We start from the raw sequence: 25,745 nt of genomic DNA, 5'->3' as shown, positions 1-25,745 counted from the left end.
GACGCAGTTAAACGGACGCAATCATGTCAGCGACAATGTCCTGCAGCGATTTTGCCGGCCGGCGTCCGATGGCCCGCTCGAGCCGAGCAAGCGAGACACTGAAAGACGGGCCGGGATCAGACCGCTCAAGAGACGTGAGGACATGGCGCTCGGCGTCAAGTCCGTACTTCGCAAACAATTCGCTTACGGCCAGACGCGCGTGCCGGACGATGCCCGAGGCCAACACGAATTCGCCCTCGTCAGACCGCTCGGCAATCTCGACAGCCAGCTCCGCGATATCTTCGGCCGCACTCCAGTCGATCCAGAAGTCGAGCGTATGCACCCTGAAGCTGTGTCGGGGATTGCTCAGAGTTTCTGCGATACCCCGGGCAATTGTCGGGAGGAAGAACCGCGCCGGCCGCCTTGCCGATTCATGATTGAAAAGGATGAGGTTCGTCGCGGCAATGCCATGTTGCGACCGATAAAAGGAGATCAGGTCCCGACTTGTAAGTTTACCGATACTGTAGAGACAGGTCGCTCTTGCAGGCGTCAGCTCGTCGATCACACCGGCAAGCGGCGCCGGAAAGATCTTTGACGAGCCGGCATAGATGATTCGCATTCCGGGCGCCTCGCGCCGCGCATGCTCCAGCAGGACATGCAGAGCGGTGACATTGACCGCCAGCATGTCCGCCACGACCGGCTCGTAATGAAACCCTGCGGCCCCATGGACGGCAGCGAAGTGAAAGGCGAAATCCGGCCGGACCTCGGCAACAAATCCGGCCAGTGCATCATTGTCTCTCAGGTCGAGATCGGCATAGCTAAAATTCGGGGATGACCCGACATAGCGGCTCGCCCCGCCCCTGCCGATACCAATGACCTCATGCCCCCTGCGCAGCAATGCTTCCGCAACATAACTGCCGTCTTGGCCGTTGACGCCGAGGACGAGAGATCGGGGCACGGGCCTTGCCTGTCAGCCGAGCAGGAGTTGTGTGAGGTATTCGGTCCCTTGCTTCGCAGCCGCCAGGGACGTCTCGTAGTTGTCGCTTGTCACGACCTCCACTTCCGGCAGAGGAAATATCATCTTCGTGCCGGCGAAAATCATTTCGCGCTCGCGTTCGAGGAACTCGCGTTTGAAATGCCACGGAAGCACGAGGTAGTAGTCGGGCTTTGCCGCGCGGGATTCTTCTTCCGAAACGATCGGTATGTCGGTCCCAAGCGTACGGGATCCGGCCTTGTCTGGATTCCGGTCGGCCGCACAATCGACCATGACGCGATTGATGCCGTACCATTGCAGCAAGACGTTGCCCTTGGTCGACGCGCCATAGATGTGCACGCGCTTCCCCTGCGCACGGATGTTGAAGAGCAACGAATTGAGCTCGTCCTTTAGCTGGTCGATCCGGTTCTGGAACATCACATATGGCGCGTCAGTGTCGAGTTCCATCTCGAACTCTCTGATCCTCAGCCTGTGAAGCCCGGCACGATCCTCCGGGGTCCCGTATTTCGAATTTGATGCTCGGCATGCATAGCAGCGGATGCTGCCGCCATTGATGTCGTTGATGGCGACCTTGAAGATGCGCAGATCGGCTCGCCGGGCGATCTCCTCGAGAGCGGCAAGGCTGTAATACTCGAGATGTTCGTGACAAATCGTGTCGAACGAATTTTGCAGGAGCATCAACGGGAGGTACGACATCTCGAAAACCCAGATGCCTTCCTCGCTGAGAAGCCGCTCGATGCTCATCGCAAAATCGACGGGCGACTCGAGGTCGTAGAACATCGCGATGGATGTAATGATATCTATGCCTCTCTCGGGCAGGATGCCGATCGCCTGCTCGGAGGGGAAGATCGTGTTGATGACCACCGTACCGTCCTTGATTTCCCGCGCGATGTCGGACGGATCGACGCCGTAGCGTCGGCTTTCGGAGGGATAATTCGCAAGCAGCGTGCCGTCATTGCACCCGATATCCAGAACCGTCGGGTTGGATTTGCGCACCAGCGACAATGCACTCTGCGCGATGCCTGCAAGATGGTTCCGCATCGTCGCATTGGTGCCCGAACGATACCAATAATTCGCATAAAGAATTTCGGGCGGAAACGAATGCGCGAGCTGTAGCAGGCCGCAACCATTTTCATTGCGCGTCACGTCGCAACGTACAAGCTGCGTTGGCAATTTGCGCGTCGGCGGCATCAATACGCCGGGCTTCACGAAGGAGCCCTGGAGATACTGTCCTCCCAGGTCAATGACCGGCGCAAGATCCGGCGAACCGCAAACGCGGCAGGTACGTCTGTAGCGCGGATGCAATCGCAACCCCCCATTGGCGATTGGCGAATCAGGTGCCGAGGCAAGGCCGTTCGGCCTGTGCCCGGCTTCATCGCCGCATTGGCAGAAGATTCCCTCTTACAGCATCTGAACGTCAGGAACCAGATTATGGTTCAGTCGTCGTGCGTTGCGGCCATGAGGTATGCACCCTTCGGGCGAGGGATTGCCGCATCAAGGAGTAAGTGATTGATATTAATGGTGCCGCTTGGGTGACTCGAACACCCGACCCCCTCATTACGAATGAGGTGCTCTACCAACTGAGCTAAAGCGGCGCCGGAAGCGCAGGCGCACCTGCCTCTCGGGGCCCTTCAGATACCCCGAGGCAGGCGCTTTGGCAACAGGATTGAGGCCGGCAGGGGCAGCGAATTCCGGCCCCTTCTATTCCGGGCTCAGCGGCAGGACCTCGATCTGGCCATCGTGATGCACCGGCGCCGTTTCGGCCGGCAGGCCGGGCTCGGCCGCCTTCTCGCCCGCAAGCGCCCCGTCGAGGAAGGCCGCCACATCGGCCGCGCTCTTCTCCGCCACCTCCTCCATCGGCACATGCCCGACATCGGGATAGATGACGACCTTGGCGCCCGGAATACGCCGGGCGAACTCGGCCGCGTTTTCGACCGGGATGAGCGTGTCCTTGTCGCCCCAGAGAATGAGCGTCGGCGCCCTTATGGCGCCGAGTCTTTCGGCCACCGCCTCGTCATTGGACGGGGTGCGGAAACGGATGGACGTCGCCTTGCGGTTGCCGTCGTAGAGCGCCAGATCGTAATAGCGCGAGATCATCTCCTCGGTCACTTTCGACTGATCGACGAAGACCTTGTGCAGCCCTTCGGCGAAGATCGAGCGCGGCGTCACATAAAGAAGGATCTTGTTCAGCACCGGCATGCGCGCGAGGCGGAAGCCGAGCGGCAGTTTTTCGCCCGCCTCGGCCTTTCTCGGAATGCCCGCCGCATCGACGAGGACCAGCGCCGAAACCTCGGCGGGATATGTCTCCGCATATTCGGCGGCGACGCCTCCGCCCATCGAGTTGCCGCCGATCGCATAATGGGTGAGGCCGAGCTTCCCGACCACCTCATGCGTGAAGGCGACCATGGCCGTGCGGCTGTAATCGTCGCCGGGCACGGCGCCGGTGAGCCCATGGCCGGGCATGTCCATGGTGACGACGCGGTACTTGCCGCCGAGAAGCTTCACCCATGGCTCCCATGTGTGGAGCGAGGCGTTGGAGCCATGGATGAGAACGAGCGCCGGGGCCTCCCGGGGCCCCTCATCCCGCACATGGGCGACCGCGCCATCGGGCAGCGCGATGAACTGCGAGGCGGGGCTTGCATATTTCGGCAGCAGCTCTTCCTTGCTCTTGTCGAAGCGGACGACCGAAACCGCCATCACGACCAGCGCGAGCAGCACGAGAATGCCGACACCCTGGAAAATGCGCTTCACCATTTGGGCTCTCCTTCTTCCTCCGCATCATCCGTGAGCGGACCGGGATCGTCCGGCAGGAGCGGGGGAAAGGCAAGCGCCTCCGGCCCTTCCGTCATCCGCCCGGCGGGCGCCTGCGCCACGGCAGCGGCCGACGCGGCCGCCTGCGGGACGGGCGAAAGGGGCTGTTCCGGGGTGGCGGGAGGCGTTGTCTCTGGGGCTGCTTCGGGCGCGGGCGCGGCCACGAGGGAAGGAAGCCTGAGGCCCGGCGCCTTCCATTCGAGCGCGTCGAATTCGCCCGTCACCGGATTGATCGCCGACCAGCGCCGTGAGCGATAGCCCTCGCCCGTCCAGGCCGCATCCTCGGGCGCATGGAGAGCGCGCGCGAGCCATTCCCGCGCGCTGCCGCGATTGCCATGCTCGCCTTCCTCGATCTCCGCCATGAGTTCGCAGATGCGCTGTGTCGGCGCCTCCTCCACCTGCCCGGCGGTGAGAGGTTCGAGCGCGCCGCGCGCTGTCAGCCAGTCGCGCGCGCCGATGGCCGCCCGCGCCAGCGCCACCCGGCTCTCGATATGGTTGCGATTGCGCCCGACGAGAAGCCGCACGCGCTTGCAGCGGTCATAGGCGCTCTCTCCGGCGACGAGGTTCATATAGGCGTCGGCGAGATCGGGATGCGGCGTCCGCGCCCAGAGATCCTCGATGAGCTTCGCCCCACGCCGCACCCGCCCCGTCTCGCCGCAAAGCCTCGCCGCGAGCGCGACGGCCGGAACGAAATCGGGCATGAGCGAAACGGCCTTGAGCGCGAGCGACAGCGCCTTTTCGCGCGCCCCCTCGCGTGCAGGCCCGAATTGCCCGCGCGCGGCTTCTTCCGCCGTCAGCGCCTGCGCGGTGAGAAGAACGGCGCGCCGCCGCCGCGCGGCATCGCGGCTGATGAGCTTTGCCGACAGCATGCGGTCGAGCGTCTGAAGGGCACTGTCCCAATCCTCCTGCGACGTCTCGATTTCAAAGACGGCCTGCGCCGCCCAGAGCGTCTTGGGCCGATGCGAAAAGGCACGGCGCGCAAGCTCGAGCGCCCGGTCGCGATCGCCCGCCCGGCGCGCCTGCACGAAAAGCCCGCGCAAGCCGAGAAAGGCCGTCTCCGGCGAGGCCAGCATCGCCTCGAAATATTCGCTCGCCGCGTCTTCCTTGCCTTCGAGCTGGGCGGCCTGCGCGGCAAGCAGAAGCGTGAGCGGCGTCCCGTCGAGAAGGCGCTGGGCACGGCCCGCAAAGCGCCTTGCCTCGCCCGCATCCCCCGCCGCCACCGCGACCATGCCGCGCGAAAGCGCAAGGTAGCCGCGCCTGCGGCGGCGCATGTCGAGAAAGGAGGAAAGACCGGCCGGGCTTCTGAGAAAACCCGCCGTCACGCGATAGATGAAGAGCACGAGAAAGGCGACGAGGACCATCAGCCCGAGACCGACGACGAAACTTGTCCGCACCTCATAGCCCCGCCAGTGAAGCACGAGGTCGCCCGGATTGTCGGCAAGCCAGATCGCCAGCACCGAGAGCGCCGCGATGACGAGAAATATGTAGAGCGCGCGCAGCATCAGCCCTTCGCCTTCGACAGCCGCGCAGCAACATGGGCGGAGAGTTCGCGCAGGAGCCCTTCGGTCTCGACCCGCGCCCGCGCCTCGGCAAGCCATGGGGCCGCTGCCTCCGCCGCCGCGCCCTTGAGCTTCGCCCCCTCATCGACCGCAGCCGCGAGATCGTCGGCGCGGAGCCGCTCCTCCATGCGCGCGATCACGGCTTCCGTGTCCTCGCCCGCGATCTCGCCGGTCCGCCTCACCGTGACGAGCGAACGCGCATTCGCGACGAAGCGCGCCCAGAGCCCGCTCGCGCCCGCGCGGCGCTCGGCATCGAGAACGGACTGGACGAGCGCCGGAAACCTCTCCTTGAGGCTCGCCTTCGTTGCAACGCCCGTTGCCGAGGGACCGGCAAGCGCCGCAAGCCCCGGCTCGTTCGGCAGAAAGGAGGCGACGGCATCAAGCTCGCTCCTGAAGGGCGAGGCGGTTTCGGCGGCGCGAGCGAGATTGGCGAGCGCAAGGCCGAGTGCCGCGCGGGCTGCGGCGTCGGGGTCTTCCTTTTTCGCTTCGAGGGCGGCGACGCGCGCTTCCATTTCGGCGACGCGCGGCTGCAGCGTATCGAGCGCGCCGCTGAGCGCCTTCAGCATCGCATCGAGCCGCGCCACCTGATCGGCAATGCCCGCGGGCGGCATGCTGCGCTGAAGCTCGTCGATCTTCTGCCGGCTTGTCTGCAACTCGCCCTGCGTTTCGCCGAAACTCTGCTTCAGCGCATCCGCATCGGCGGTGAGCCTGTCGAGCCGCTGGTTGATCGAGGAAATGCTGTCGGGCGACTGGGCCTCGGCGGCGATCTTCTGCTCGGCCGTGCCGAGCCGCTCGTCGAGACGCTTCGTCTCGCCACGAACGAAACTCGCTTCCGTCTCGGCCTTCCGTTCGACGAGCGACAGACGCCCGTCGAGCCCCGCAATGGCCTCCGCCTCGGGCGAAGGTCCGCTCTCGCGACCGATGCCGAGATAGTAGGCGCCAGCGCCGGCGGCCCCGATTGCAATGACGGCGACCGCGAGCCAGAGAGCGGCGCGCCCGCCGCCTCGCCCCGTTTCGGGCGCGGAGGGTGTGGAAGAGGAAGAAGGAGAAGAAGCGGAGGATGAGGATTTGCCGGCCTCGCCCGCCGGGGTCACGTCTTCCGCCTCGCCGTCGATGACGGGCGGTTCCTTGCGCTGAGGCTCGGGCTTTTCGGTCCTTTCCGGTCCGAGAAGCTCGGCTTCTCCGCCCGGCAGATCGGCGTCCGGCATATCGGGTTTGTCGTTGGTGCCCTTCGCGTCGCTCATGAAAAGTGCGGCCCTCGTTCCGGAATTCGTTACCTCACTATAAAGGGGATCATGGCACCGGAAAGGCACGATTGGCTGAATTCCGCCTTTTCATGCCGAAGACAGATGGTCGCGACACGTTGCGATGCGCCTCAGCCGGGGCGAAATTCCGGTTCCAGCAATTCGAGAAGCGCGGCCTGGCTCGGCTCGCGCGCGACATGGACCCGCGCGAATGGAAGCCCGGCAAGCGCCTCCGCCACCGCCTGCGACAGGCAATAGGCGGCGAGAGGCCGAAGCGTGTCCTCCAGCCCTGCCTCGCGTACCAGCGCTGAAAAGATGCGCGCCGTGCGCGGCGAATAGAGAAGAACGCCCGAAAGCGTTTCCGACTTCAGCGCCTCGGATGCGGCCTCCGGCATCCGCTCGGCCGCGACGGCTTCATAGAGGATCACGCGATCGACGCTGAAGCCGCGCGCTTCGAGATCGCCCTTGAGATCGCCCGCGACCACGCTGCCCGCCGCATGGAGAAGCGGACCCGCGCCGGGCTCCAGACGCCTCAGCGCGAGATCGACGAGCGATGTCACATCGCCGCCCGCCGCCTCGACATCGAGAAAGCCCGCCTCGCGGGACGCCTCGGCGCTCGCGCCCCCGACCGCGAGGACGGGAATGTTACTCAGCCTTGCGATCTCGAGGCGTTCGCCGATGGCGCGCGCGCCATTGGCGCTGGTGATGAGAATGGCCTGATAGGGCGTATCGGGAATTTTCGCGTCGCGCTGGAGCCTTATCTCCATGAGCGGCGCTGAAACGGCCTCATGCCCCATCTCCGCCAGAAGCTCGACGAGGGAGCCGGCATCCTCGTCCGGTCTGGTTACGAGCAGGTGCATCGGTCTCACGAGCCTTCGAAGAAATGAGGGCCCGCGCGGCGCTTCAATTCCTCGCCCGCATCCCGCCCGAGCGCCGCCGCGTCGCTGGCGAGCCCTTCGCGCGACGTCTCGATGACCTCGCTGCCATCCGGCGTCAGGATCATGGCGCGCATGGAGAGCCGCTCGCCCTCGATGATCGCGAGCGCCGCGATGGGCGTCCGGCAGGAGCCGTCGAGCACGGCGAGCGTCGCACGTTCGGCTGCGACCCGAAGCCCCGTCTCGATGTGATGGATCCGCGCGAGAAGCTCGGCCACCTCCGCGTCGCTCTCGCGGCGCTCGACGCCGACGGCGCCCTGCGCGACGGCGGGCAGCATTTCTTCGGGCGAGAGCGGCGCGGTGACCTTGTCGGCGAGCCCCATGCGGGTGAGCCCGGCCATGGCGAGAAGTGTCGCGTCGGCGACGCCGTCGGCGAGCTTCTGGAGCCGCGTGTCGACATTGCCGCGGAAGGGCACGACCTGAAGGTCGGGCCGCAGCGCCCTGACCTGCGCGGCGCGGCGCAGCGAGGATGTGCCGACAACGGCGCCGCGCGCCAGCGAGGTGATGGAAACGGCCTTGGGCGAGAGAAAGGCATCGCGCGGATCGACCCGCTCGAGCGTGCAGTCAATGACGAGGCCATCCGGCAGCACCGTCGGCATGTCCTTCATCGAATGGACCGCGAGGTCGATGCCGCCATCCGTCAGCGCTTCCTCGATTTCCTTCGTGAAGAGGCCCTTGCCGCCCAGTTCCGAGAGATTGCGGTCCTGCACCCTGTCGCCCGTCGTCTTGATGACGACGACCTCGGTCGCCTCCTCCTTGGGGAGGCCGAGCGCGCGCGCGATCCGGTCGGCGACATCGTGAGCCTGAATGAGCGCGAGCCTGGAGCCGCGAGTGCCAATGCGGAGGCGACGTTGCATGAGCCTTCTTTCGGGTGTTATGCCAAGGCCAATATGGGCCTGCCCGCCTCTTATAGACGATAGGCGGCCCCGGTAAGAACCCTTTCCCTGACGGAGAAGCGGGACAGCATGACGCGCCGCACCCTCACCCTGCTCGGCATCGAAACGAGCTGCGACGAGACCGCGGCCGCCGTCGTGCGCCGCCATGACGAGGGCGACGGCGCGTTCCGGGGCGACATTCTCTCCAATGTCGTCTTTTCCCAGATCCGCGAGCACGCGCCCTATGGCGGCGTCGTGCCCGAGATCGCGGCGCGCGCCCATGTGGAACATCTGGACGGGCTCATCGCCCGCGCCCTCGACGATGCGAAGCTCGGCTGGGAAGACCTCGACGGCATCGCCGCGACGGCGGGGCCGGGCCTCATCGGCGGGGTCATTGTCGGCCTCATGACCGCGAAGGGCATCGCTTTCGCGCGGAACCTGCCGCTCGTCGCCGTCAACCATCTGGAAGGCCACGCCCTCACCGCGCGGCTGACCAATCGCGTGGCTTTTCCCTATCTCCTGCTGCTCGTTTCGGGCGGGCACAGCCAGCTTCTCGTTGTCGAGGGCGTGGGCGCCTATCGCCGCCTCGGCACGACGGTCGACGACGCCGTGGGCGAGGCTTTCGACAAGGTCGCCAAGATGCTGAGGCTCGGCTTTCCGGGCGGGCCCGCTGTCGAGAAGGTCGCCCGCGAGGGCGATGCCGCCCGTTTCGCCCTGCCCCGCCCGCTTATGGGAAGGCCGGGCTGCGACTTCTCATTTTCCGGCCTCAAGACCGCCGTTCGCCAGCTCGCCGAGGCACAGGGCGACCTCGACGGCCGGACGCGCGCCGACATCGCCGCCGCCTTTCAGCAGGCGGTCGCCGATGTTCTCGCCGACCGGGCGAGCCACGCCATGCGGATGGCGGCGCCCTCCATGCCGCTGAAGGCCCGCCGGCTCGTCGTCGCGGGCGGCGTCGCCTCGAACCTCGCGCTCCGCGAGCGGCTGGAGACAACCGCGAGCGCCGAAGGCTACGAACTCGTCGTGCCGCCCGCCCGCCTCTGCACCGATAACGGCGCCATGATCGCCTGGGCGGGCGCGGAAAGGTTCGCGCTCGGCCTCACCGACCCGCTGGATACCGGTCCGCGCGCCCGCTGGCCGCTCGATGCCGGAACCCGGACGGACGCCGCCTGAGCAACGGCCGGGAATAAAAAAAGCCCCGGCGCGGGAGGCACGCCGGGGCAGTCAAAGACCCTGTTACAGGTCTGCGGGTTCGCCGGGCCCCGGGGGAGGGGAGACGGGGGCGGCGAAGAAATGCATCAGGCGATGTGGAAGACGCCCGCCGTCTGCGCGACGAGCGCGATCGTGTAGACGGCCAGAACGGCGGCGATCAGCCGGCCGACAAGGACTTCCGCACGCTGGGCCTGGGCGTTCTGCTGGATCATCATGGCTTGTTTCCTTCTCATAATCGGGTTTTGGGCGGCTGCGGGCTCGTGAGGGGGCGAAACCCGCGCTCCATGTTCTGTGTCGAGGTCCGGCTCTGCGGTGGCCGGCCGGCTGGCGATCCGGCTCAGATGAGCAGCGAGACGATCGCGTTCGCTATGAAGAACAGCGAGTACGTCGTGATCACCGCCGTGCCGATATGTCCGGCGAGCGTGTCGTGTGCGGCTGCCGATTTTTCGCCACCCGTACCCTCGATGAGGGTCAGCGAGGGGGCACGGCGCTCACGGGCCGGGGCGCCGATGTGGCTGAAAGGCAAGGTCAGCTTCTTGGCTGCGAGTGTCATGGCGGCTTCTCCTTCGGTCCCGCCGGCGGGGAGGGGTTCCCGTCGGCAGGGATGATTTAGGGAAGCCCTGAACGAAAAACAATGAATGAAACGAAAAATATTCAATCTTCATGTGCAATGTTGCTGCACCGCAACACATTGTGGCGACTTAGAGGCAAAAACTTTTTAAAAACAGTGGTTTGTGGCAATTTCGCGCGGCAGTATAAAATTTCTGCGACGCAACAAAGATCAGTGGTTCACCAGATTTTGGGGCGAATCGCTGATCGACACACCAGCCCTGAGCCCGGCGATGATGATCTGGTAGACGCCCTCCAGCTCGCGCTCCAGCCGCTCGAGCGGCAGCCGCGTGAAAAGCTGCGGGTAGCTGAATTTGAGCGTTGCCGACTGGATCATCTCGGCGATGAATTCGGGGTCCGCGACGGTGAACTCTCCCGAGACGTTTCCGTATTCGATGATCCGGCGCAGGACCTCGCGCTCCCGCTTGATGCCTTCATTATGGAAATGCGGGCGCTCGGCCGTGATGATCTGGGCCATCTCGACGAGCTTCGGGTCCTGCTCGAGGGTGAGGAAGGTTTCGCGCAGGTCCTGGAACAGGAAGTCGTGCAGCCGCTCCGCTGCGCTGCGGCCCGGCTGCGTCAGGATATGGGAGAGCTGCTCGGCCGTGCGTATCGAGGCTTCGCGCGCGATCTCCTCGGCGATGTCGAGCTTGCCCGGAAAATAGCGGTAGAGATTGCCCGGCGACATGTCGCAATCAACCGCGAGGTCGGCCATTGTCGTTTTGCTATAACCGTAATGCGCGAAGCGCTTTTTCGCGGCGTCGATGATTTTCTGGCGGGTATCGTCGGGAGCGGTCATAGACGGAGATTGTAAAACGCTGGTGTAAATATTCAACGAATCGTTCAATCGTTAGTGAAGACGCCGGAAAGCGAGCCCGGCGGCGGAAATCGGGGGCCATGCGGCAGTTTCAGCATATCGGTGTGGTCGGAGGCGGCGCCTGGGGCACCGCGCTTGCGCAAGTTGCGGCTCGAGCGGATGGCGACACTCGGCGCGTGACGCTCTGGGCGCGCGAGCCTGAGGTCGTGGAGGCGGTGAACGCCTCGCGCGAGAACCGCATGTTCCTTCCCGGCGTCGCGCTCGGCGCGAATATTGCCGCCACCTCATCGCTCGAGGAAGTGGCGGGCGCCGATGCGCTCCTCATGGTCACACCCGCCCAGCACATGCGCGCGACCTGCGCGGGCATCGCCCGCACCCTCCGCCCCGGAACGCCCGTGCTCATCTGCGCCAAGGGCGTGGAGCAGGGCACGATGAAACTCCTGACCGACGTCCTTGCCGAGACGCTGCCGGAGGCCGAGGCCGCGGTACTGTCAGGCCCGAGCTTCGCCGGCGAAGTCGCGCGCGGCCTGCCGACGGCGGTGACGCTCGCCTGCGCGGACAGGGAACTGGGGCGCGCCCTCGTCGACGCGATCGGCCTGCCGACCTTCCGTCCCTATTATTCCTCCGACCTCATCGGCGCGGAAATCGGCGGCGCGGTGAAAAACGTGCTCGCCATCGCCTGCGGCATCGTCGAGGGGCGGAAATTCGGCGCCAGCGCGCGCGCCGCGCTCACCACGCGCGGCTTTGCCGAGATGACGCGCCTCGGCCTTGCCCTCGGCGCGCGGGCCGAAACGCTCGCCGGGCTTTCGGGCCTCGGCGATCTCATCCTCACCTGCAATTCGCCCCAGTCGCGCAACATGTCGCTCGGCATCGCGCTTGGCGAAGGCAGGTCGCTCGACGAAATTCTCGGCAGCCGCAATTCGGTGAGCGAAGGCGCCTTCTCCGCCACCGCCGTCGTCGCGCTCGCCGCGAAATACGGCATCGAGATGCCGATCTCCGAAGCCGTCGCCGCGATCGTGACGGCGAAGATCAATGTCGACGAGGCGATCGCCTCGCTTCTCACCCGCCCCTTCAAGAGCGAGGACTGATCCCTCGCAATCCACCGGAGACGAAAATGCTCTTCTGCATCACTGGCATCGACAAGCCCGATGCGCTCGAACTGCGCCTCGCCAATCGCGATGCGCATCTGAAATACTGGGCCGATGCCCAATGCGTGAAAATCGGCGGTCCGTTCACGAATGACGACGGCACCGTCATGAACGGCAGCCTGCTCGTCATCGACGTCGAAGATCTCGCCACCGCGCGCCGCCTCGCCAAGGACGACCCTTACGTGAAGGCCGGACTTTTCGAGCGCCAGGAGGTGCGCCCCTGGAAGTGGCTTCTCGGACCGAAATAAGCCCGAAAACAAGAAAGAAACAGGAGGGACGCGGCATGGCCTACTGGCTTTTCAAATCGGAGCCTTCCGCCTGGTCGTGGGACGACCAGAAGAAGAAAGGCGCCAAGGGCGAACCGTGGAACGGCGTTCGCAACTACCAGGCCAACAACAATATGAAGGCGATGAAGAAGGGCGATCTCGGCTTCTTCTATCATTCCGTCGATGAGAAGCGCATCGTCGGCATCGTCCGCGTCATCGGCGAGCATCGCCCCGATCCCACGGACGAAACGGGGCGCTTCGGCCTCGTCCTCGTCGAGGCCGTCTGCGATCTGCCGAAACCCGTAACCCTCGCCGATATCAAGGCCGAGCCGAGGCTCGCTGAAATGGCGATCCTGAAGCAGTCGCGCCTTTCCGTGCCGCCGGTGCGCGATGAGGAATGGAAGCTCATCTGCAAGATGGGCGGCCTCGCAAAGGCGCCGTGACGCCCGTCGCTTTCGCAACCCCGGCATGATGCCCGCCCCCGGCACGCCGCTCTGCCCGCTCGATGCGCTCGACGATCCGGGCGCGAGGGCCTTCAGCTTCGGCGAGGGCGCGGCGCAATTTCACATGTTCCTTGTACGGAAGGATGGCGAGCTTCGCGCCTATGTGAACGAGTGCCCGCATGGCCGCACGCGCCTCGACCATTGGCCGGACACGTTTCTGACGCTGGACGAGACGCGCATCATCTGCGCCGCCCATGCCGCGCTCTTCCGCATCGCGGACGGCTTCTGCGTTTCCGGCCCCTGCGCCGGAAAAAGCCTGACGCCCGTGCCGGTCGAGATCGTGGAAGGAACGGTCCGCATCGCCGCGGCGCGCTGAAGGGCCTTGCAAGGCAGGACGGCGCGGGCTTGCGCGACCGGCCGCGGGACGCGATAACGGGAAAACCCTTCGACGCGCCCCGCCGGGCGCGCCGCCCGCAATCGGAGGAACAACCCCGTGAGTGAGACGAAGAAACTTGCGACCGAAGCGACCGGCCCGCTCAAGGGCGTGCGCATCGTCGATCTGACAAGCGTCGTCTTCGGCGCCTATGCGACCCAGATCCTTGGCGATTATGGCGCGGACGTCATCAAGATCGAGGCGCCCTCGCCCACCGGCGGCGGCGGACATGGCGGCGACATCATGCGCTGGCCAGGGCATGTGCCGGAGGGCGCGGCACCCGATCTCGGCCCGATCTTCCTCACCATCAACCGCAACAAGCGCTCGGTGCTGCTCGATCTCGCGAAACCCGCGGGCCGCAAGGCGCTCATGAAGATCATCTCCACGGCTGACGTGCTGACCTCCAATGTCCGCTACAGCGCCATGAAGCGGCTCGGTCTTTCCTATGAAGACGTGAAGGCGGTGAAGCCCGACATCATCTTCGTCCATGCGGCGGGCTATGGCTCGGACGGCCCCTATGCGGGGCTTCCCGCCTATGACGATCTCATTCAGGCCGGCTCCGGCGCGGCCGATCTCCTTCCCTACATGGATGGCGATCCGAAGCCGCGCTACATGCCGACCATCATGGCCGACAAGGTATCGGGGCTCTTCTTCGTTTCCGCCGTGACCTCGGCGCTCTTTCACAGAGAGCGCACGGGCGAGGGGCAATTCGTCGAGGTGCCGATGCTGGAGGCGGTCACCTCCTTCGTGCTTGCCGAGCATTTCTACGATCACGTCTACGATCCGCCGACGGGCCAGTGGACCTATGGGCGCATCACCAATCCCGATCGCCGGCCCTACCGCACGAAGAACGGCTATATCGGCCTTCTTCCCTATTCGGACAAGCAGTGGGAACAATTCTTCGAGATCGCGGGCCGGCCCGGCGTTTTCCGCGACGATCCGCGCTTCTCAAACTACAAGGCGCGTACGCAGAATATCCGCGAGCTTTACGCCATGATCGAGGAACTGACTGAAACCAAGACGACCGAGGAATGGCTCGACCTGCTCAACCCGCTGAGCATCCCGGTCGTGAAGATGAACCGGCTGGAGGATCTTCAGGACGATCCGCATCTGAAGGCGGTCGATTTCTTCCAGCGCTACGATCATCCGCATGCGGGGCCTTACTTCGCGCTGCGTCCGCCCGTGCGCTTCGGCGCGACGCCCGCGAATATCCGCCGCCACCCTCCGAGACTCGGCGAGCAGACGCGCGAAGTGCTTGCCGAAGTGGGACTTGTGGATGACGACATCTCCGCCATCGAAGCCGCAGGAGCAGAACATTGACCCCCTGAGCCGGGGGACCATAATGATTGCCAAAACAGCAAGGCGGTCCACGCCGATCGAAGGAGACGTCCATGTCCGACAATGACCTTTTTCCCGTATCCGAAGACTGGGCAGGCCGAGCCTTCATCGACAATGCCCGCTACAAGGCGCTCTATGAGGCGAGCCTCAGGGACCCTGATACCTTCTGGCGCGAGGAAGCCGGGCGCATCGACTGGATCAAGCCTTTCACCAAGGTGAAGGACGTTTCCTACGACCCGAAGAACCTTCACATCAGATGGTTCGAGGACGGCACGCTCAATGTCACGGTCAACTGCATCGACCGCCATCTGAAGGATCGCGGCGACCAGACCGCGATCATCTGGGAAGGCGACGACCCGAAAGACGACAGGAAGATCACCTATCGCGAGCTTCACGACGAGGTCTGCCGCTTCGCCAATGTGCTGAAGGCGCAGGGCGTGAAGAAGGGCGATCGCGTCACCATCTATCTGCCGATGATCCCGGAAGCGGCCTTCGCCATGCTCGCCTGCGCGCGCATCGGCGCCGTTCATTCCGTCGTCTTCGGCGGCTTCTCGCCCGACAGTCTCGCCGGCCGCATTCTCGATTGCGACTCGAGCGTCGTCGTCACCGCCGATGAAGGCGTGCGCGGCGGCCGTCGCATTCCCCTCAAGGCGAACACCGACGAAGCGCTGAAGAAGTGCCCCGGCGTCAAATGCGTTCTCACCGTGCGCCACACGGGCGGCGACATCGCCATGCAGCCGGGCCGCGACATCTGGTATCACGACGAAGCGGCGAAGGTTTCGACCGATTGCGCGCCTGAGGAGATGGGCGCGGAAGACCCGCTCTTCATTCTCTACACGTCGGGCTCGACCGGAAAACCGAAAGGCGTGCTGCACACCACGGGCGGCTATCTCGTCTTCGTCGCGATGACGCATCAATACGTCTTCGACTATCACGACGGCGACATCTATTGGTGCACGGCGGATGTGGGCTGGGTGACGGGCCACAGCTACATTCTCTATGGACCGCTCGCCAATGGCGCGACCACGCTCATCTTCGAGGGCGTGCCGAACTATCCCGACAGCTCGCGCTTCTGGCAGGTCATCGACAAGCACAAGGTCAACACCTTCTACACCGCGCCGACGGCGCTGCGCGCGCTGATGCGCGAAGGCGAGGCCCCGGTGAAGAAGACGAGCCGCAAGAGCCTTCGCCTTCTCGGCTCCGTCGGCGAGCCGATCAACCCCGAAGCCTGGCTCTGGTATCACCGCGTAGTCGGCGAGGGCCGCTGCCCGATCGTCGACACCTGGTGGCAGACGGAAACTGGCGGCATCCTCATTTCGCCGCTTCCCGGCGCCATCGCGCAGAAGCCGGGTTCGGCGACGCTTCCCTTCTTCGGCGTGAAGCCCGTCATCGTCGATACCGAAGGCAATGAGCTTGAAGGCGAATGCACGGGCAATCTCTGCATGGCCGATTCCTGGCCGGGCCAGATGCGCACCGTCTATGGCGACCACCAGCGCTTCATCGAAACCTATTTCATCCAGTATCCCGGCAAGTACTTCACCGGCGACGGCTGCCGCCGCGACGCCGACGGCTATTACTGGATCACGGGCCGCGTCGATGACGTGCTCAACGTCTCCGGCCACCGCCTCGGCACGGCGGAAGTCGAAAGCGCTCTCGTCGCCCACGCGAAAGTCGCCGAGGCCGCCGTCGTCGGCTATCCGCACGACATCAAGGGCCAGGGCATCTACGCCTATGTGACCCTCAATGCGGGCGAGCCGGCCTCCGAGGAACTGAAGAAGGAGCTGGTGAACTGGGTGCGCCGCGAGATCGGCCCGATCGCCTCGCCCGACCTCATCCAGTTCGCGCCGAGCCTGCCGAAAACCCGCTCGGGCAAGATCATGCGCCGCATCCTGCGCAAGATCGCGGAGGACGACTTCTCCAATCTCGGCGACATCTCGACGCTCGCCGACCCATCCGTGGTGAGCGACCTGATCGACCACCGCCAGAACAGGGCGGGATGAGACAGCCGGCAGTGGTGCGGACCTAACCTTCGTTGTGCCCGCACCAGCCGCCGCGCTTGCGGCCGTCATAGACGCGGGCAAGACCCCTGGCGCTGAGCGCGGCTCCGAGGTCTGGCGCCTCGTCGCTCGCCACATGGGCGATGACCCGGCCGCCATATTTGTCGCTGCTGATCCCGGTGAGGCGCACCCGGCCGCTCCGCGTCAGCGCGGCGAGATAGGCGCGCGCCCGCTCGGCGCTTGCCCGCTCCTCGGCGCATTTGCCCTTGATCTCCGGCGCGTCGATGCCCGCGAGCCGCACATGCACCTCGACCGTCTGGCCGATCCAGATGCGGGCCCGCACGATGAGCGTGTCGCCATCGACCACGCGGACGACTTCGGCCGCGACCGGCCCGGCGATCACGTCCCTCGCCTCGGCGCCAAAGGACGCGCCAAGAACGATCAGCCATGAAAGAAGGACGATGCGGACGCGGGGCATGGGTTCCTGCAGAGAGGCGCGCTCACCCGAAACGCACCCGGAAACGGCCCCCGCCGCCTCGGCATTTATAGGATTAAATTCACAGAAACGTCAATGCCGGCCGGATCGACGCTTGCCGGCGCCCCCGCTCAGAAGTCGCTGAGGATGCCCTTGATCTCCCAGTCGCCATAGCGCGTGGGCTCGGCGCTTGCCGCCTCCTCAGCGCATATGCCCTTGACCCCCGGCTCGTCGGCGTTGGCACGTCGACCGGCTGGTAGATTCAGATGTGGGCCCGCACGATGAGTGTGTCGCCATCGACCACGTGGATGACCTCGGTCACGACTGGACCGGCGATCACGTCCCTCGCCTCAGCGCCAAGGGGCACAGCAGGAACTCACGACAATGCCTGATTGGTAGGAAACCGAATCAATTTTCATAAGAAAATTTATTCTGCTTCATTTGCCAGCTGGAACAAACCAAGAAAATCAATGGGTTGTGGTGGGTCTAGCGCATGAGCGCTAGGACTCGCGGCCAGAGCGATTCTCGGATTAAAATGAAACGGTTGGGGCGGTCTTGGAAAATCGGCCCCAACCGTTTCTTAAACTGTCATGAAAGGTAAACACACATGACAAAACGACGTTCACCACCACTCACGGCGGAAATGGCGGCCACCATCAAGTTTTTGGTGGCCCATAAGAAGTACCTTCAGCATCAAGCAGCAGCCCAGTTCGGTATCAACCAGGGCCGCGTCTCGGAGATCATGACGGGGAAGCTATTCCCCGAAGTACCTCCCGCTGACAACGACGATCAGAGAGGTAACTGATCGTCGTTCGAATCATGACGGCGCGATCTTCGGGTCGCGCCGTTTTCGTCCGACCCTTTGTAGTCCTCACCCGGCGTTGCTAGCAGCGCACCGAACGTTCGTTCGAAATCGGGCTCGACTTCCGCATCGCGCCTAGCGTCTGCCGCCTTTTCGTTCTGACCGCTCGCATCTTCCACAGCACACCACTTTCCTGTGGATAACTCTCTCGCATCGACGCCGTGAGTGCGCGAATCCCGCAACTCAGCTCTACTATAGCCCCGTTGTCGCTGCGGCACGGTGTAATCAGCACCGCACCCAACAAACCCTTCCCTTGGTCCGCGATGACTGGCGCACCCGCTACGTGGTGCCTTTAGGAGCTGGGCCGCAAAGCTCCTATTGCCAGCCAGGAAGCGCACGGCGTGCGCTTCCGCTCATTGAACAAATTGTTCAGCGCGAAATGTAGCCCAGTTAAACGCCGCTTCACAGGCGCTTTTACTTTTTCTGGAGACTGTTCTGCGATTTGTTGCGCGGAAGACTCGCCTTCTCGCTAGCTTCGATGCCAAGGGCGGCTTTTAAAGCACACAATTGGGATTAAATTCACAGAAACGTCAATGCCGGCCGGATCGACGCTTGCCGGCGCCCCCGCTCAGAAGTCGCTGAGGATGCCCTTGATCTCCCAGTCGCCATAGCGCGTGGGCTCGGCGCCGCTTCTCGCGCCCTTCGGCCCGTTGATCTCCCGGGGCGCGGGCGCGGCCGCGCGGGCCGCATCGGCGATGCGCCGGCGCTCCTCGGCCTCCGCAAGCGCGCGCATGGCCGCGGGGCTGAGTTTTTTCGGCTCCGGCGCACTCCCGGCCTCGCCCTGAACCGCTTCACCCGGATTTTCGCCGCTCATGTTCCCGTTCCGCTTTCCGTTTCTCCGCCGCTCGCTTGAAGGCCCGGCGCTGGCGCTACATATAAGCCCTCGATCCTCGCCGCGCCAGAACGGCGGGACACGTGCAGCGACCCGGAGCCCGAATGGGCCCCATGACGGAGAACAGACGCAAGGCATGAACACGCTCAAGACAGGCATCCTCCTTGCCGCGATGACGGCGCTCTTCATGGGGCTCGGCTTTCTCATCGGCGGCTCCAACGGCGCGCTCATCGCCTTCTTCATCGCCGCCGCGATGAACGCCTTCGCCTACTGGAACTCGGACAAGATGGTCCTTTCCATGTATGGCGCGGAGGCCGTCGACGAGCGCACGGCGCCCGCCTATGTGCGCCTCGTGCAGCGGCTCGCGGAGAATGCGGGCCTTCCCATGCCGGCGACCTACATCATCCATTCCGCGCAGCCCAATGCGTTCGCCACCGGGCGCAACCCCGAGCACGCCGCCGTCGCCGCGACGACTGGCCTGCTCGAGACGCTCTCGCCCGAGGAGCTTGCAGGCGTGCTCGCCCATGAGCTTGCGCATATCAAGAACCGCGACACGCTGACCATGACGATCACGGCGACGATTGCCGGCGCGATCTCGATGCTCGCGAATTTCGCCTTCTTCTTCGGCGGCAACCGCGAGAACCAGGGCGGCATCATCGGCACGCTCGCGCTTGCCATTCTCGCTCCCATCGCCGCGGGCCTCGTGCAGATGGCGATCAGCCGCACGCGCGAATATGAGGCCGACGCCATGGGCGCCGAAATCTCCGGCCGCCCGCTCTGGCTTGCCTCCGCGCTCGAAAAGATCGACAGCGCCGCCCATGTCCGGCCGAACGAGGCGGCGGAGGCGAACCCCGCGACGGCGCATATGTTCATCATCAATCCGCTCCATGGCGGCGGGCGCGACAATCTCTTCTCCACCCACCCTGCGACCGCGAACCGCATCGCGCGGCTGCGCGAGATCGCCGCGACGAAGGGCCAGGCACGGACCAATCCCTGGGGCTGATCGTCCGGTCACGGATGATCCGTGCCATGCCGAGCGAGGTCCGCGCTTTTCATCGCCCGCCGTCTGTGCTCTAACTTCGGCGCATGAACGAGGCGGCAGAGAGCGGACCGGGACTTGAGGCGCGCGAAGGCGCCGAGGCCCTTGTTGCTGCCGTGCTGATGCAGGGCCGCGCGCTCGACGAAGCGCTTGCCGAAGAGGCGGCGCGTGGGCGCCTCGCAAGGCTCACGCCCTCCGACCGCGGCTTTGCCCGCGCCATCGCCGCGACCACGCTCCGGCATCTGGGCGAGATCGACCATGCGCTCGGCCTGCTTCTGGAAAAGCCGCTGCCCAGGCGGGCGGGCCTCACCGAAACGATCCTGCGTTCGGCCGCCGCCGAAATCCTCTTTCTCGACGTGAAGCCCCATGCCGCCGTCTCGCTCGCCGTCGAGGCGGCCTCGCGCGACGAGGCCGCGCGCCATTTCAAATCGCTGGTGAACGCCGTGCTGCGCCGCCTTGCGCGCGAAGGGCATAAGCTTCTCGAAGGCATCGACCGCGAGCGGGCGAACCTTGTCCCCTGGCTCTGGGAAAGCTGGGTCGCGGCTTATGGCGAGGAACGGACGCGGGCGATGCTGCGCGCGCTCTGGGAGGAGCCGCCGCTCGACCTCTGCGTCAAGCGCGAGGAGGAGCGGGAACTCTGGGCGGCCAGGCTCGGTGCGGAGATCTTGCCCACGGGCTCGCTCAGGCTGGCGGCGGGCGGGCGGATCGAACGGCTCGACGGTTATGAGGAAGGCGCCTGGTGGGTGCAGGATGCCGCCGCCGCCCTGCCCGCGCGCCTTTTCGGCGACCTTCGCGGCCGCGACGTGCTCGACCTCTGCGCCGCGCCGGGCGGCAAGACGCTGCAACTCGCCGCCATGGGCGCGCATGTGACGGCGCTCGACCGCTCCGCGCCGCGGCTCGAACGGCTGCGGCAGAACCTTGCCCGCATGAAGCTCGAGGCCGGGATCGTCGTGTCGGATGCCATGCGGTTCACGCCGGGGCGGCTCTGGGACTTCATCCTGCTCGATGCGCCCTGCACGGCGACCGGAACCTTCAGGCGGCACCCCGACGTGCTTCGCCTGAAGAAGCCGGCCGACCGCGACCGGCTCGCCGCGCTCCAGTCGCGCCTCCTCGCCCATGCGGCGGGCCTGCTCGCGCCGGGCGGCACGCTCGTTTACTGCACCTGCTCTCTCGAACGCGCGGAGGGCGAGGACCAGATCGCCTCCTTCCTCGCCGCCCACCCGGATTTTGCCCGCCAGCCCATCGCCCCGGCCGAGATCGGCGGCCTCGGCGAATGTCTGACGCCCGAGGGCGACCTGAGGACCCTGCCCTGCGATCTCGCCGGCAAGGGCGGCCTCGACGGCTTCTTCGCCGCCCGCCTCACGAGACCGTCCCGGAACGAATCGCGTCCCTGACGGCCTTGCCGCGACGCGCGCCCGGACGCCACGGTGTCAAGCGAGCACCGCGCCTTGCGCCACAAGATTCAAGCTGTTAAGCAAGGAATTCAGCAAGATTTAGTGGGTCGGCAACGACCGTCAGATCGGATTCCATGAGCGGCAAGCCCCAGATCAAGATCGCGCCCTCGATTCTGGCCTCCGACTTCGCCCGTCTGGGCGAGGAGGTGCGCGCCATCTCGAAAGCGGGCGCGGATTACATCCATATCGACGTCATGGACGGCCACTTCGTGCCGAACATCACCATCGGTCCCGATGTGGTGAAGGCGCTCAGGCCCCATTCCGACAAGCCCTTCGACGTTCACCTGATGATCGCGCCGGTCGATCCCTATATCGACGCCTTTGTGCAGGCGGGCGCCGACATCATCTCCTTCCATCCGGAGGCAGGGCCCCACCCCCACCGCACGGTGCAGGCGATCAAGGCCGCGGGCGCGAAGGCGGGCCTCGTGCTCAATCCGGGCACGCCGGTCGAAGTCCTCTGGCCGCTTCTCGGCGATCTCGACCTCATCCTCGTCATGAGCGTCAATCCGGGCTTCGGCGGACAGAGCTTCATCGAGAGCCAGCTCAGGAAGATCGAGATCATCCGCAAGCGGATCGATGCGGAGAAGCCCGGCATCGATCTCGAGGTCGATGGCGGCATCAATTTCGAGACGGCGCCCCGCGCGATCGCGGCGGGCGCCAATGTGCTCGTCGCCGGTACGGCGACCTTCAAGGGCGGCGAAACCGCCTATGCGAAGAACATTGCGACCCTTCGCGGAGCCGCCTGAGCGGCAACGCATGAAGCCGGAAGGCCGCCAGGAGGCGGGGCCCATGACGGAAGCGCAAGTCGAAACGCCGGATCCCGTACCGCCGATACCGGAGGCGCACGCCGTTCCGTCCCATTATTCCGTGCCGCCCGGCAACCGGCTGATCGACCTGACGGCGGCGGCGCTGGTGCGGCTGCGCGACGCCGCGCTCGCCTCGGCCTATGGAAGCTGGACCTATGGGCAGACGCTGCGCGGGCCCATGCCTGACCACATGGTCCACTATCCGCGCGATCTGCGGCCCGGCGGCGCCGACAAGGCCGACGCACTCTTTCAGGGCCGCTGGTTCCTGCCCGGCGGACAGGTGAAGACCGATGGCGGTTCGCCCTTTTCGGCCGTGCCGCCAAGCGAGACCTGGGCGGAGGAACTGCACGGCTTCTCCTGGCTCCGCCATTTCAGCGCTGCGGGCGGCGACGCCGCGCGCACCTATGCCCAGACGCTCGTCGCCGGATGGATCGGGCAATGCGGCAACTGGGACAAGCTCGCCTGGCGGCCACATGTGATCGGCCGCCGCCTGACCTCCTGGATCGCCAATGGCGCCCTCATCATCGACGGCTCGGACCTCATCTATCGCTCGACGCTCCTGCGCAACATGGCACGGCAGGCGCGCCACCTCGCCCGCACCGCCTCCATGGCGCCTGCGGGCGGCAAGCGGCTGACGGCGGCGCTGGGCCTTGCCTTTTCGGGTCTCTGCCTCTCGGAAGGCGAAAAGCGCCTCGAAAAGGGGCTCAGGCTCGTCTGCCGCGAACTCGACCGGCAGATCCTTCCAGACGGCGGCCATGTGAGCCGCAACCCGGCCGCGACCCTCGAAATCATGCTCGATCTCGTCTCGCTGCGCGACGCCATGCAGGCCCGCCACATCGAGGTGCCGCGCGCCATCCGCGACGCGATCGACCGGATGATGCCGATGCTGCGCTTCTTCCGGCATGGCGATGGCAGGCTCGCCCTTTTCAACGGCGCCAATGAAGGGCCCGAAGGCGCGATCGACGCCGTGCTCGCCGAGGACGACGCCGACGGGCGCCCCTTCGGCTTCGCCCCTCACTCCGGCTATCAGCGCCTCGCGGCGGGCCCCTCCTTCGTCGTCGCCGATACAGGCCCGCCGCCGCCCGGCCGCTACAGCCATGACGCCCATGCGGGCTGCCTCTCCTTCGAGATGAGCGCGGGCCGCTCGCGCCTCGTCGTCAATTGCGGCACGACCCGCATCTTCGGCCCGGACTGGGAGGCGGCGAGCCGCGCCACCGCCGCCCATTCGACACTGGTGCTCGACGACACATCCTCGGCCCGCATCGTCCGCAGCCCCGTTTCCCGCGCGCTTCTCGGCGCCCGCACCATGGAAGGCCCGACCCGCGTCGAGAGCCGGCGCAATGAGAATGAACTCGGCCTCTGGCTCGAGGCGAGCCATAACGGCTATGAAAAGCGCTATGGCCTCGTCCACAAGCGCCGGCTCTTCCTTTCGGCGGCGGGCGAGGAACTGCGCGGCGAGGATGTGCTCTTCCTCGCCGAGGCGCCGAAGCGGACCTTCCCCTGGCAGCGCGCTCTCCGGCAGCAGAAGCCCGAAGACCCCGCCTTCGCCATCCGCTTCCATCTCCACCCGGATGCCCGCGCCTCGCTCGCCCATGATGGTGCGAGCGTGCTGGTGCGGCTGCCCAATGGCGAGGGATGGCAGTTCCAGGCGAGAACGCAGAGCGGCGAACCCGCCATCTCGATAGAGGAAAGCGTCTATCTCGGCGCGGGCGACGCCACCCGCCGCTCCGAGCAGATCGTCGTTTCCGGGGCGGTTTTCCGGGGCGATGCCAGGGTCAACTGGGCCTGGCGGCGGCTTTCGGGCCGGAATCCGGGCGGCGCGAAGCCGGCCGCCGGGACGGCGGCGCCGGTTCTTCCCGACCTCGACCCGGCCGAAACGGCGCCGGAAGACTGAAGCCGGAACCCCGGAGACAGATACGAAACCTTGCCGCCAACCTTGGCGGCCGAAGGCTTTTCGTGCTATCGCGCGGGCACCAGCCCCCTCCCAGCCGAAAAGAGCCCGCCCATGTCCGTTTCCGCGAAACCCGCCCCCAAATCCGCCGACCTCCAGCCCGTGCGCCGCGCGCTGCTCTCCGTCTCCGACAAGACGGGGCTCGTCGAATTCGCCACGGCGCTTCATGAAGCGGGGGTCGAGCTCGTCTCGACCGGCGGCACCTCGAAGGCGATCGCGGCGGCGGGCCTGCCGGTGAAGGATGTCTCCGACCTCACCGGCTTTCCCGAAATGATGGACGGACGGGTGAAGACGCTTCACCCGAAGGTGCATGGTGGCCTCCTCGCGGTCCGCGACGATGCCGAGCACAGGGCGGCCATGGAGGCGCATGGCATCGGGGCGATCGACCTTCTCTGCGTCAACCTCTACCCCTTCGAGGCGACGGTGGCGAAGGGCGCGGCTTACGAGGAATGCGTCGAGAACATCGACATCGGCGGGCCGGCCATGATCCGCGCGGCGGCGAAGAACCACGCCTATGTCGCGGTCATCGTCGAGGCGGCGGACTACGCTTCCGTGATCGGCGAGATCAAGGCGAAGGGCGGCACCACTTCCGCGCTGCGCAAGCATCTCGCCCACAAGGCCTATGCGCGCACCGCCGCCTATGACGCGGCGATCTCCAACTGGTTTGCAGAAACGCTCAAGGACGACGCGCCCGAATGGCGCGCCTTTGGCGGCCATCTCCGCCAGACCCTGCGCTATGGCGAGAACCCGCACCAGATCGCGAGCTTCTATGTGACCGGCGAGAACCGCCCCGGCGTCTCGACCGCGACCCAGCTTCAGGGCAAGGAGCTTTCCTACAACAACATCAACGATACGGATGCGGCCTTCGAACTCGTTGCCGAGTTCGATCCGAAGGCGGCGCCCGCCATCGCCATCATCAAGCACGCGAACCCCTGCGGCGTCGCCATCGGCGCCTCGCTCGCCGATGCCTATCGCAAGGCGCTCGCCTGCGATCCCGTTTCGGCCTTTGGCGGCATCATCGCCGCGAACCGTCCTCTCGACGGGGAGACGGCCGAGGAGATCGCGAAGATCTTCACCGAAGTCATCATCGCGCCCGACGCCGACGAGGATGCGCGCCGCATCATCGGCGCGAAGAAGAACCTCCGCCTGCTGATCACCGGCGGCCTGCCCGATGCGGGCGCACCGGGCCTCAACGTGAAGACGGTCGCGGGCGGCCTTCTCGTCCAGTCGCGCGACAATGGCCGCGTCGATCTCCTCGACCTCAAGGTGGTGACGAAGCGCCAGCCCTCGGCGCAGGAACTCGCCGACCTCAAATTCGCCTTCCGCGTCTGCAAGCATGTGAAGTCGAACGCCATCGTCTATGTGAAGAACGGCGCGACGGTGGGCGTCGGCGCGGGCCAGATGAGCCGCGTCGATTCAGCCCGCATCGCCGCGCGCAAGGCGCAGGACGCAGCCGAGGCCGCCGGCGCGGCGGCGCCCGCGACGATCGGCTCGGTCGTGGCGTCGGACGCCTTCTTCCCCTTCGCCGACGGGCTTCTCTCGGCGGCGGAAGCGGGCGCGACGGCGGTGATCCAGCCGGGCGGCTCGGTGCGCGACGAGGAAGTGATCGCGGCGGCGGACGAGAAAGGCCTCGCCATGGTCTTCACCGGCATGCGCCACTTCCGCCACT

General features: G+C 65.7%; 25 protein-coding genes and 1 tRNA gene. 12 read left to right on the top strand and 14 right to left on the bottom strand.

The window, feature by feature from the left end; genetic code table 11:
- Nucleotides 1–7: 7 nt before the first annotated feature.
- The 8 genes from PKA57_RS09880 to hemC all read right to left on the bottom strand — a co-directional run bounded on the left by PKA57_RS09880 (nucleotide 8) and on the right by hemC (nucleotide 8,379).
- Nucleotides 8–937, bottom strand: a complete 930-nt coding sequence (locus PKA57_RS09880; protein ID WP_324300048.1) for a GDP-mannose 4,6-dehydratase — start codon at nucleotides 935–937, stop codon at nucleotides 8–10.
- Between the two features lie 12 nt (nucleotides 938–949).
- Complete coding sequence (locus PKA57_RS09875) at nucleotides 950–2,278, bottom strand: class I SAM-dependent methyltransferase (RefSeq protein ID WP_324300046.1); 1,329 nt, start codon at nucleotides 2,276–2,278, stop codon at nucleotides 950–952.
- Between the two features lie 214 nt (nucleotides 2,279–2,492).
- Nucleotides 2,493–2,568 (bottom strand) — tRNA-Thr (locus tag PKA57_RS09870).
- 106 nt (nucleotides 2,569–2,674) lie between these two features.
- Nucleotides 2,675–3,727, bottom strand: a complete 1,053-nt coding sequence (locus PKA57_RS09865; protein ID WP_324300043.1) for an alpha/beta hydrolase — start codon at nucleotides 3,725–3,727, stop codon at nucleotides 2,675–2,677.
- Entirely contained in the window at nucleotides 3,721–5,286 is a 1,566-nt protein-coding gene (locus PKA57_RS09860) for a heme biosynthesis HemY N-terminal domain-containing protein (RefSeq protein ID WP_324300041.1), read from the bottom strand. Before PKA57_RS09860 ends, PKA57_RS09865 begins: the two co-directional genes overlap by 7 nt.
- Nucleotides 5,286–6,587, bottom strand: a complete 1,302-nt coding sequence (locus PKA57_RS09855) for a mitofilin family membrane protein (RefSeq protein ID WP_324300040.1) — start codon at nucleotides 6,585–6,587, stop codon at nucleotides 5,286–5,288. The genes PKA57_RS09860 and PKA57_RS09855 overlap by 1 nt, the downstream gene beginning before the upstream one ends.
- Nucleotides 6,588–6,718: 131 nt before the next feature.
- The gene (locus PKA57_RS09850) at nucleotides 6,719–7,447 is read right to left on the bottom strand and encodes a uroporphyrinogen-III synthase (protein WP_324300037.1); all 729 of its coding nucleotides are present in this window, start codon (nucleotides 7,445–7,447) and stop codon (nucleotides 6,719–6,721) included.
- 5 nt (nucleotides 7,448–7,452) lie between these two features.
- Nucleotides 7,453–8,379, bottom strand: coding sequence for a hydroxymethylbilane synthase (gene hemC, locus PKA57_RS09845; RefSeq protein WP_324300035.1), 927 nt, complete (start codon nucleotides 8,377–8,379; stop codon nucleotides 7,453–7,455).
- Nucleotides 8,380–8,487: 108 nt separating this feature from the next.
- On the opposite strand from hemC, the gene tsaD reads away from it, so the two are divergent.
- Nucleotides 8,488–9,567: a tRNA (adenosine(37)-N6)-threonylcarbamoyltransferase complex transferase subunit TsaD gene (gene tsaD / locus PKA57_RS09840; protein WP_324300033.1), complete on the top strand. Its 1,080-nt coding sequence runs from the start codon at nucleotides 8,488–8,490 to the stop codon at nucleotides 9,565–9,567.
- 125 nt (nucleotides 9,568–9,692) lie between these two features.
- Here the strand turns inward: tsaD and PKA57_RS09835 are convergent, their stop codons facing one another.
- The 3 genes from PKA57_RS09835 to PKA57_RS09825 form a co-directional block, all read right to left on the bottom strand.
- Nucleotides 9,693–9,821: a hypothetical protein gene (locus PKA57_RS09835; RefSeq protein ID WP_324300031.1), complete on the bottom strand. Its 129-nt coding sequence runs from the start codon at nucleotides 9,819–9,821 to the stop codon at nucleotides 9,693–9,695.
- A gap of 122 nt (nucleotides 9,822–9,943) precedes the next feature.
- Nucleotides 9,944–10,159, bottom strand: a complete 216-nt coding sequence (locus PKA57_RS09830) for a hypothetical protein (protein ID WP_324300029.1) — start codon at nucleotides 10,157–10,159, stop codon at nucleotides 9,944–9,946.
- Nucleotides 10,160–10,387: 228 nt separating this feature from the next.
- Entirely contained in the window at nucleotides 10,388–11,014 is a 627-nt protein-coding gene (locus PKA57_RS09825) for a TetR/AcrR family transcriptional regulator (RefSeq protein WP_324300027.1), read from the bottom strand.
- Nucleotides 11,015–11,112: 98 nt separating this feature from the next.
- Between PKA57_RS09825 and PKA57_RS09820 the strand changes: the two genes are divergently transcribed.
- The 6 genes from PKA57_RS09820 (at nucleotide 11,113) to acs (ending at nucleotide 16,660) form a co-directional block, all read left to right on the top strand.
- Complete coding sequence (locus PKA57_RS09820; protein ID WP_324300024.1) at nucleotides 11,113–12,120, top strand: NAD(P)H-dependent glycerol-3-phosphate dehydrogenase; 1,008 nt, start codon at nucleotides 11,113–11,115, stop codon at nucleotides 12,118–12,120.
- A gap of 26 nt (nucleotides 12,121–12,146) precedes the next feature.
- The gene (locus tag PKA57_RS09815) at nucleotides 12,147–12,428 is read left to right on the top strand and encodes a YciI family protein (RefSeq protein WP_324300022.1); all 282 of its coding nucleotides are present in this window, start codon (nucleotides 12,147–12,149) and stop codon (nucleotides 12,426–12,428) included.
- A gap of 35 nt (nucleotides 12,429–12,463) precedes the next feature.
- The gene (locus tag PKA57_RS09810) at nucleotides 12,464–12,889 is read left to right on the top strand and encodes an EVE domain-containing protein (RefSeq protein WP_324300020.1); all 426 of its coding nucleotides are present in this window, start codon (nucleotides 12,464–12,466) and stop codon (nucleotides 12,887–12,889) included.
- Between the two features lie 25 nt (nucleotides 12,890–12,914).
- A complete protein-coding gene (locus tag PKA57_RS09805; protein ID WP_324300018.1) occupies nucleotides 12,915–13,265 on the top strand; it encodes a Rieske (2Fe-2S) protein in 351 nt (116 codons plus the stop codon).
- Nucleotides 13,266–13,382: 117 nt separating this feature from the next.
- Entirely contained in the window at nucleotides 13,383–14,642 is a 1,260-nt protein-coding gene (locus tag PKA57_RS09800; RefSeq protein WP_324300016.1) for a CoA transferase, read from the top strand.
- 71 nt (nucleotides 14,643–14,713) lie between these two features.
- A complete protein-coding gene (acs, locus tag PKA57_RS09795; RefSeq protein ID WP_324300014.1) occupies nucleotides 14,714–16,660 on the top strand; it encodes an acetate--CoA ligase in 1,947 nt (648 codons plus the stop codon).
- Between the two features lie 22 nt (nucleotides 16,661–16,682).
- On the opposite strand, the gene PKA57_RS09790 is transcribed toward acs, so the two are convergent.
- The 3 genes from PKA57_RS09790 to PKA57_RS09780 all read right to left on the bottom strand — a co-directional run bounded on the left by PKA57_RS09790 (nucleotide 16,683) and on the right by PKA57_RS09780 (nucleotide 18,808).
- Nucleotides 16,683–17,135, bottom strand: a complete 453-nt coding sequence (locus PKA57_RS09790) for a thermonuclease family protein (RefSeq protein WP_324300012.1) — start codon at nucleotides 17,133–17,135, stop codon at nucleotides 16,683–16,685.
- Nucleotides 17,136–17,263: 128 nt separating this feature from the next.
- Nucleotides 17,264–17,344 (bottom strand): DUF1674 domain-containing protein, encoded by an 81-nt coding sequence (locus PKA57_RS09785; RefSeq protein WP_324300054.1) that lies wholly within the window; start codon nucleotides 17,342–17,344, stop codon nucleotides 17,264–17,266.
- A gap of 1,218 nt (nucleotides 17,345–18,562) precedes the next feature.
- A complete protein-coding gene (locus tag PKA57_RS09780) occupies nucleotides 18,563–18,808 on the bottom strand; it encodes a DUF1674 domain-containing protein (RefSeq protein ID WP_324300009.1) in 246 nt (81 codons plus the stop codon).
- A gap of 154 nt (nucleotides 18,809–18,962) precedes the next feature.
- Between PKA57_RS09780 and htpX the strand changes: the two genes are divergently transcribed.
- The 5 genes from htpX to purH all read left to right on the top strand — a co-directional run.
- Nucleotides 18,963–19,829, top strand: coding sequence for a zinc metalloprotease HtpX (gene htpX / locus PKA57_RS09775; RefSeq protein ID WP_324300007.1), 867 nt, complete (start codon nucleotides 18,963–18,965; stop codon nucleotides 19,827–19,829).
- 83 nt (nucleotides 19,830–19,912) lie between these two features.
- On the top strand, nucleotides 19,913–21,259 hold the full coding sequence (locus PKA57_RS09770) for a transcription antitermination factor NusB (protein ID WP_324300005.1): 1,347 nt from the start codon (nucleotides 19,913–19,915) through the stop codon (nucleotides 21,257–21,259).
- Between the two features lie 134 nt (nucleotides 21,260–21,393).
- A complete protein-coding gene (gene rpe / locus PKA57_RS09765) occupies nucleotides 21,394–22,065 on the top strand; it encodes a ribulose-phosphate 3-epimerase (protein ID WP_324300003.1) in 672 nt (223 codons plus the stop codon).
- Nucleotides 22,066–22,108: 43 nt separating this feature from the next.
- Nucleotides 22,109–24,019 (top strand): heparinase II/III family protein, encoded by a 1,911-nt coding sequence (locus tag PKA57_RS09760; protein ID WP_324300001.1) that lies wholly within the window; start codon nucleotides 22,109–22,111, stop codon nucleotides 24,017–24,019.
- A 111-nt stretch (nucleotides 24,020–24,130) separates the two neighbouring features.
- A partial coding sequence (purH, locus tag PKA57_RS09755) for a bifunctional phosphoribosylaminoimidazolecarboxamide formyltransferase/IMP cyclohydrolase (protein WP_324299999.1) occupies nucleotides 24,131–25,745 on the top strand: 1,615 nt, incomplete at its 3' end.

This window comes from Parvibaculum sp., from assembly GCF_035325945.1.
GTDB lineage: Bacteria > Pseudomonadota > Alphaproteobacteria > Parvibaculales > Parvibaculaceae > Parvibaculum.
The sequence above is the reverse complement of the archived record's forward strand: the minus strand, read 5'-3'. Positions and strand labels throughout refer to the sequence as shown.

Excerpts from the sequence above, each read along its gene's own strand:
- PKA57_RS09865 (WP_324300043.1), bottom strand. The coding sequence starts at position 3,727 with ATGGTGAAGCGCATTTTCCAGGGTGTCGGCATTCTCGTGCTGCTCGCG.
- PKA57_RS09860 (WP_324300041.1), bottom strand. The coding sequence starts at position 5,286 with ATGCTGCGCGCGCTCTACATATTTCTCGTCATCGCGGCGCTCTCGGTG.
- PKA57_RS09855 (WP_324300040.1), bottom strand. The coding sequence starts at position 6,587 with ATGAGCGACGCGAAGGGCACCAACGACAAACCCGATATGCCGGACGCC.
- PKA57_RS09850 (WP_324300037.1), bottom strand. The coding sequence starts at position 7,447 with ATGCACCTGCTCGTAACCAGACCGGACGAGGATGCCGGCTCCCTCGTC.
- hemC (WP_324300035.1), bottom strand. The coding sequence starts at position 8,379 with ATGCAACGTCGCCTCCGCATTGGCACTCGCGGCTCCAGGCTCGCGCTC.
- tsaD (WP_324300033.1), top strand. The coding sequence starts at position 8,488 with ATGACGCGCCGCACCCTCACCCTGCTCGGCATCGAAACGAGCTGCGAC.
- PKA57_RS09835 (WP_324300031.1), bottom strand. The coding sequence starts at position 9,821 with ATGATGATCCAGCAGAACGCCCAGGCCCAGCGTGCGGAAGTCCTTGTC.
- PKA57_RS09830 (WP_324300029.1), bottom strand. The coding sequence starts at position 10,159 with ATGACACTCGCAGCCAAGAAGCTGACCTTGCCTTTCAGCCACATCGGC.
- PKA57_RS09825 (WP_324300027.1), bottom strand. The coding sequence starts at position 11,014 with ATGACCGCTCCCGACGATACCCGCCAGAAAATCATCGACGCCGCGAAA.
- PKA57_RS09820 (WP_324300024.1), top strand. The coding sequence starts at position 11,113 with ATGCGGCAGTTTCAGCATATCGGTGTGGTCGGAGGCGGCGCCTGGGGC.
- PKA57_RS09815 (WP_324300022.1), top strand. The coding sequence starts at position 12,147 with ATGCTCTTCTGCATCACTGGCATCGACAAGCCCGATGCGCTCGAACTG.
- PKA57_RS09810 (WP_324300020.1), top strand. The coding sequence starts at position 12,464 with ATGGCCTACTGGCTTTTCAAATCGGAGCCTTCCGCCTGGTCGTGGGAC.
- PKA57_RS09805 (WP_324300018.1), top strand. The coding sequence starts at position 12,915 with ATGATGCCCGCCCCCGGCACGCCGCTCTGCCCGCTCGATGCGCTCGAC.
- acs (WP_324300014.1), top strand. The coding sequence starts at position 14,714 with ATGTCCGACAATGACCTTTTTCCCGTATCCGAAGACTGGGCAGGCCGA.
- PKA57_RS09790 (WP_324300012.1), bottom strand. The coding sequence starts at position 17,135 with ATGCCCCGCGTCCGCATCGTCCTTCTTTCATGGCTGATCGTTCTTGGC.
- PKA57_RS09780 (WP_324300009.1), bottom strand. The coding sequence starts at position 18,808 with ATGAGCGGCGAAAATCCGGGTGAAGCGGTTCAGGGCGAGGCCGGGAGT.
- htpX (WP_324300007.1), top strand. The coding sequence starts at position 18,963 with ATGAACACGCTCAAGACAGGCATCCTCCTTGCCGCGATGACGGCGCTC.
- PKA57_RS09770 (WP_324300005.1), top strand. The coding sequence starts at position 19,913 with ATGAACGAGGCGGCAGAGAGCGGACCGGGACTTGAGGCGCGCGAAGGC.
- rpe (WP_324300003.1), top strand. The coding sequence starts at position 21,394 with ATGAGCGGCAAGCCCCAGATCAAGATCGCGCCCTCGATTCTGGCCTCC.
- PKA57_RS09760 (WP_324300001.1), top strand. The coding sequence starts at position 22,109 with ATGACGGAAGCGCAAGTCGAAACGCCGGATCCCGTACCGCCGATACCG.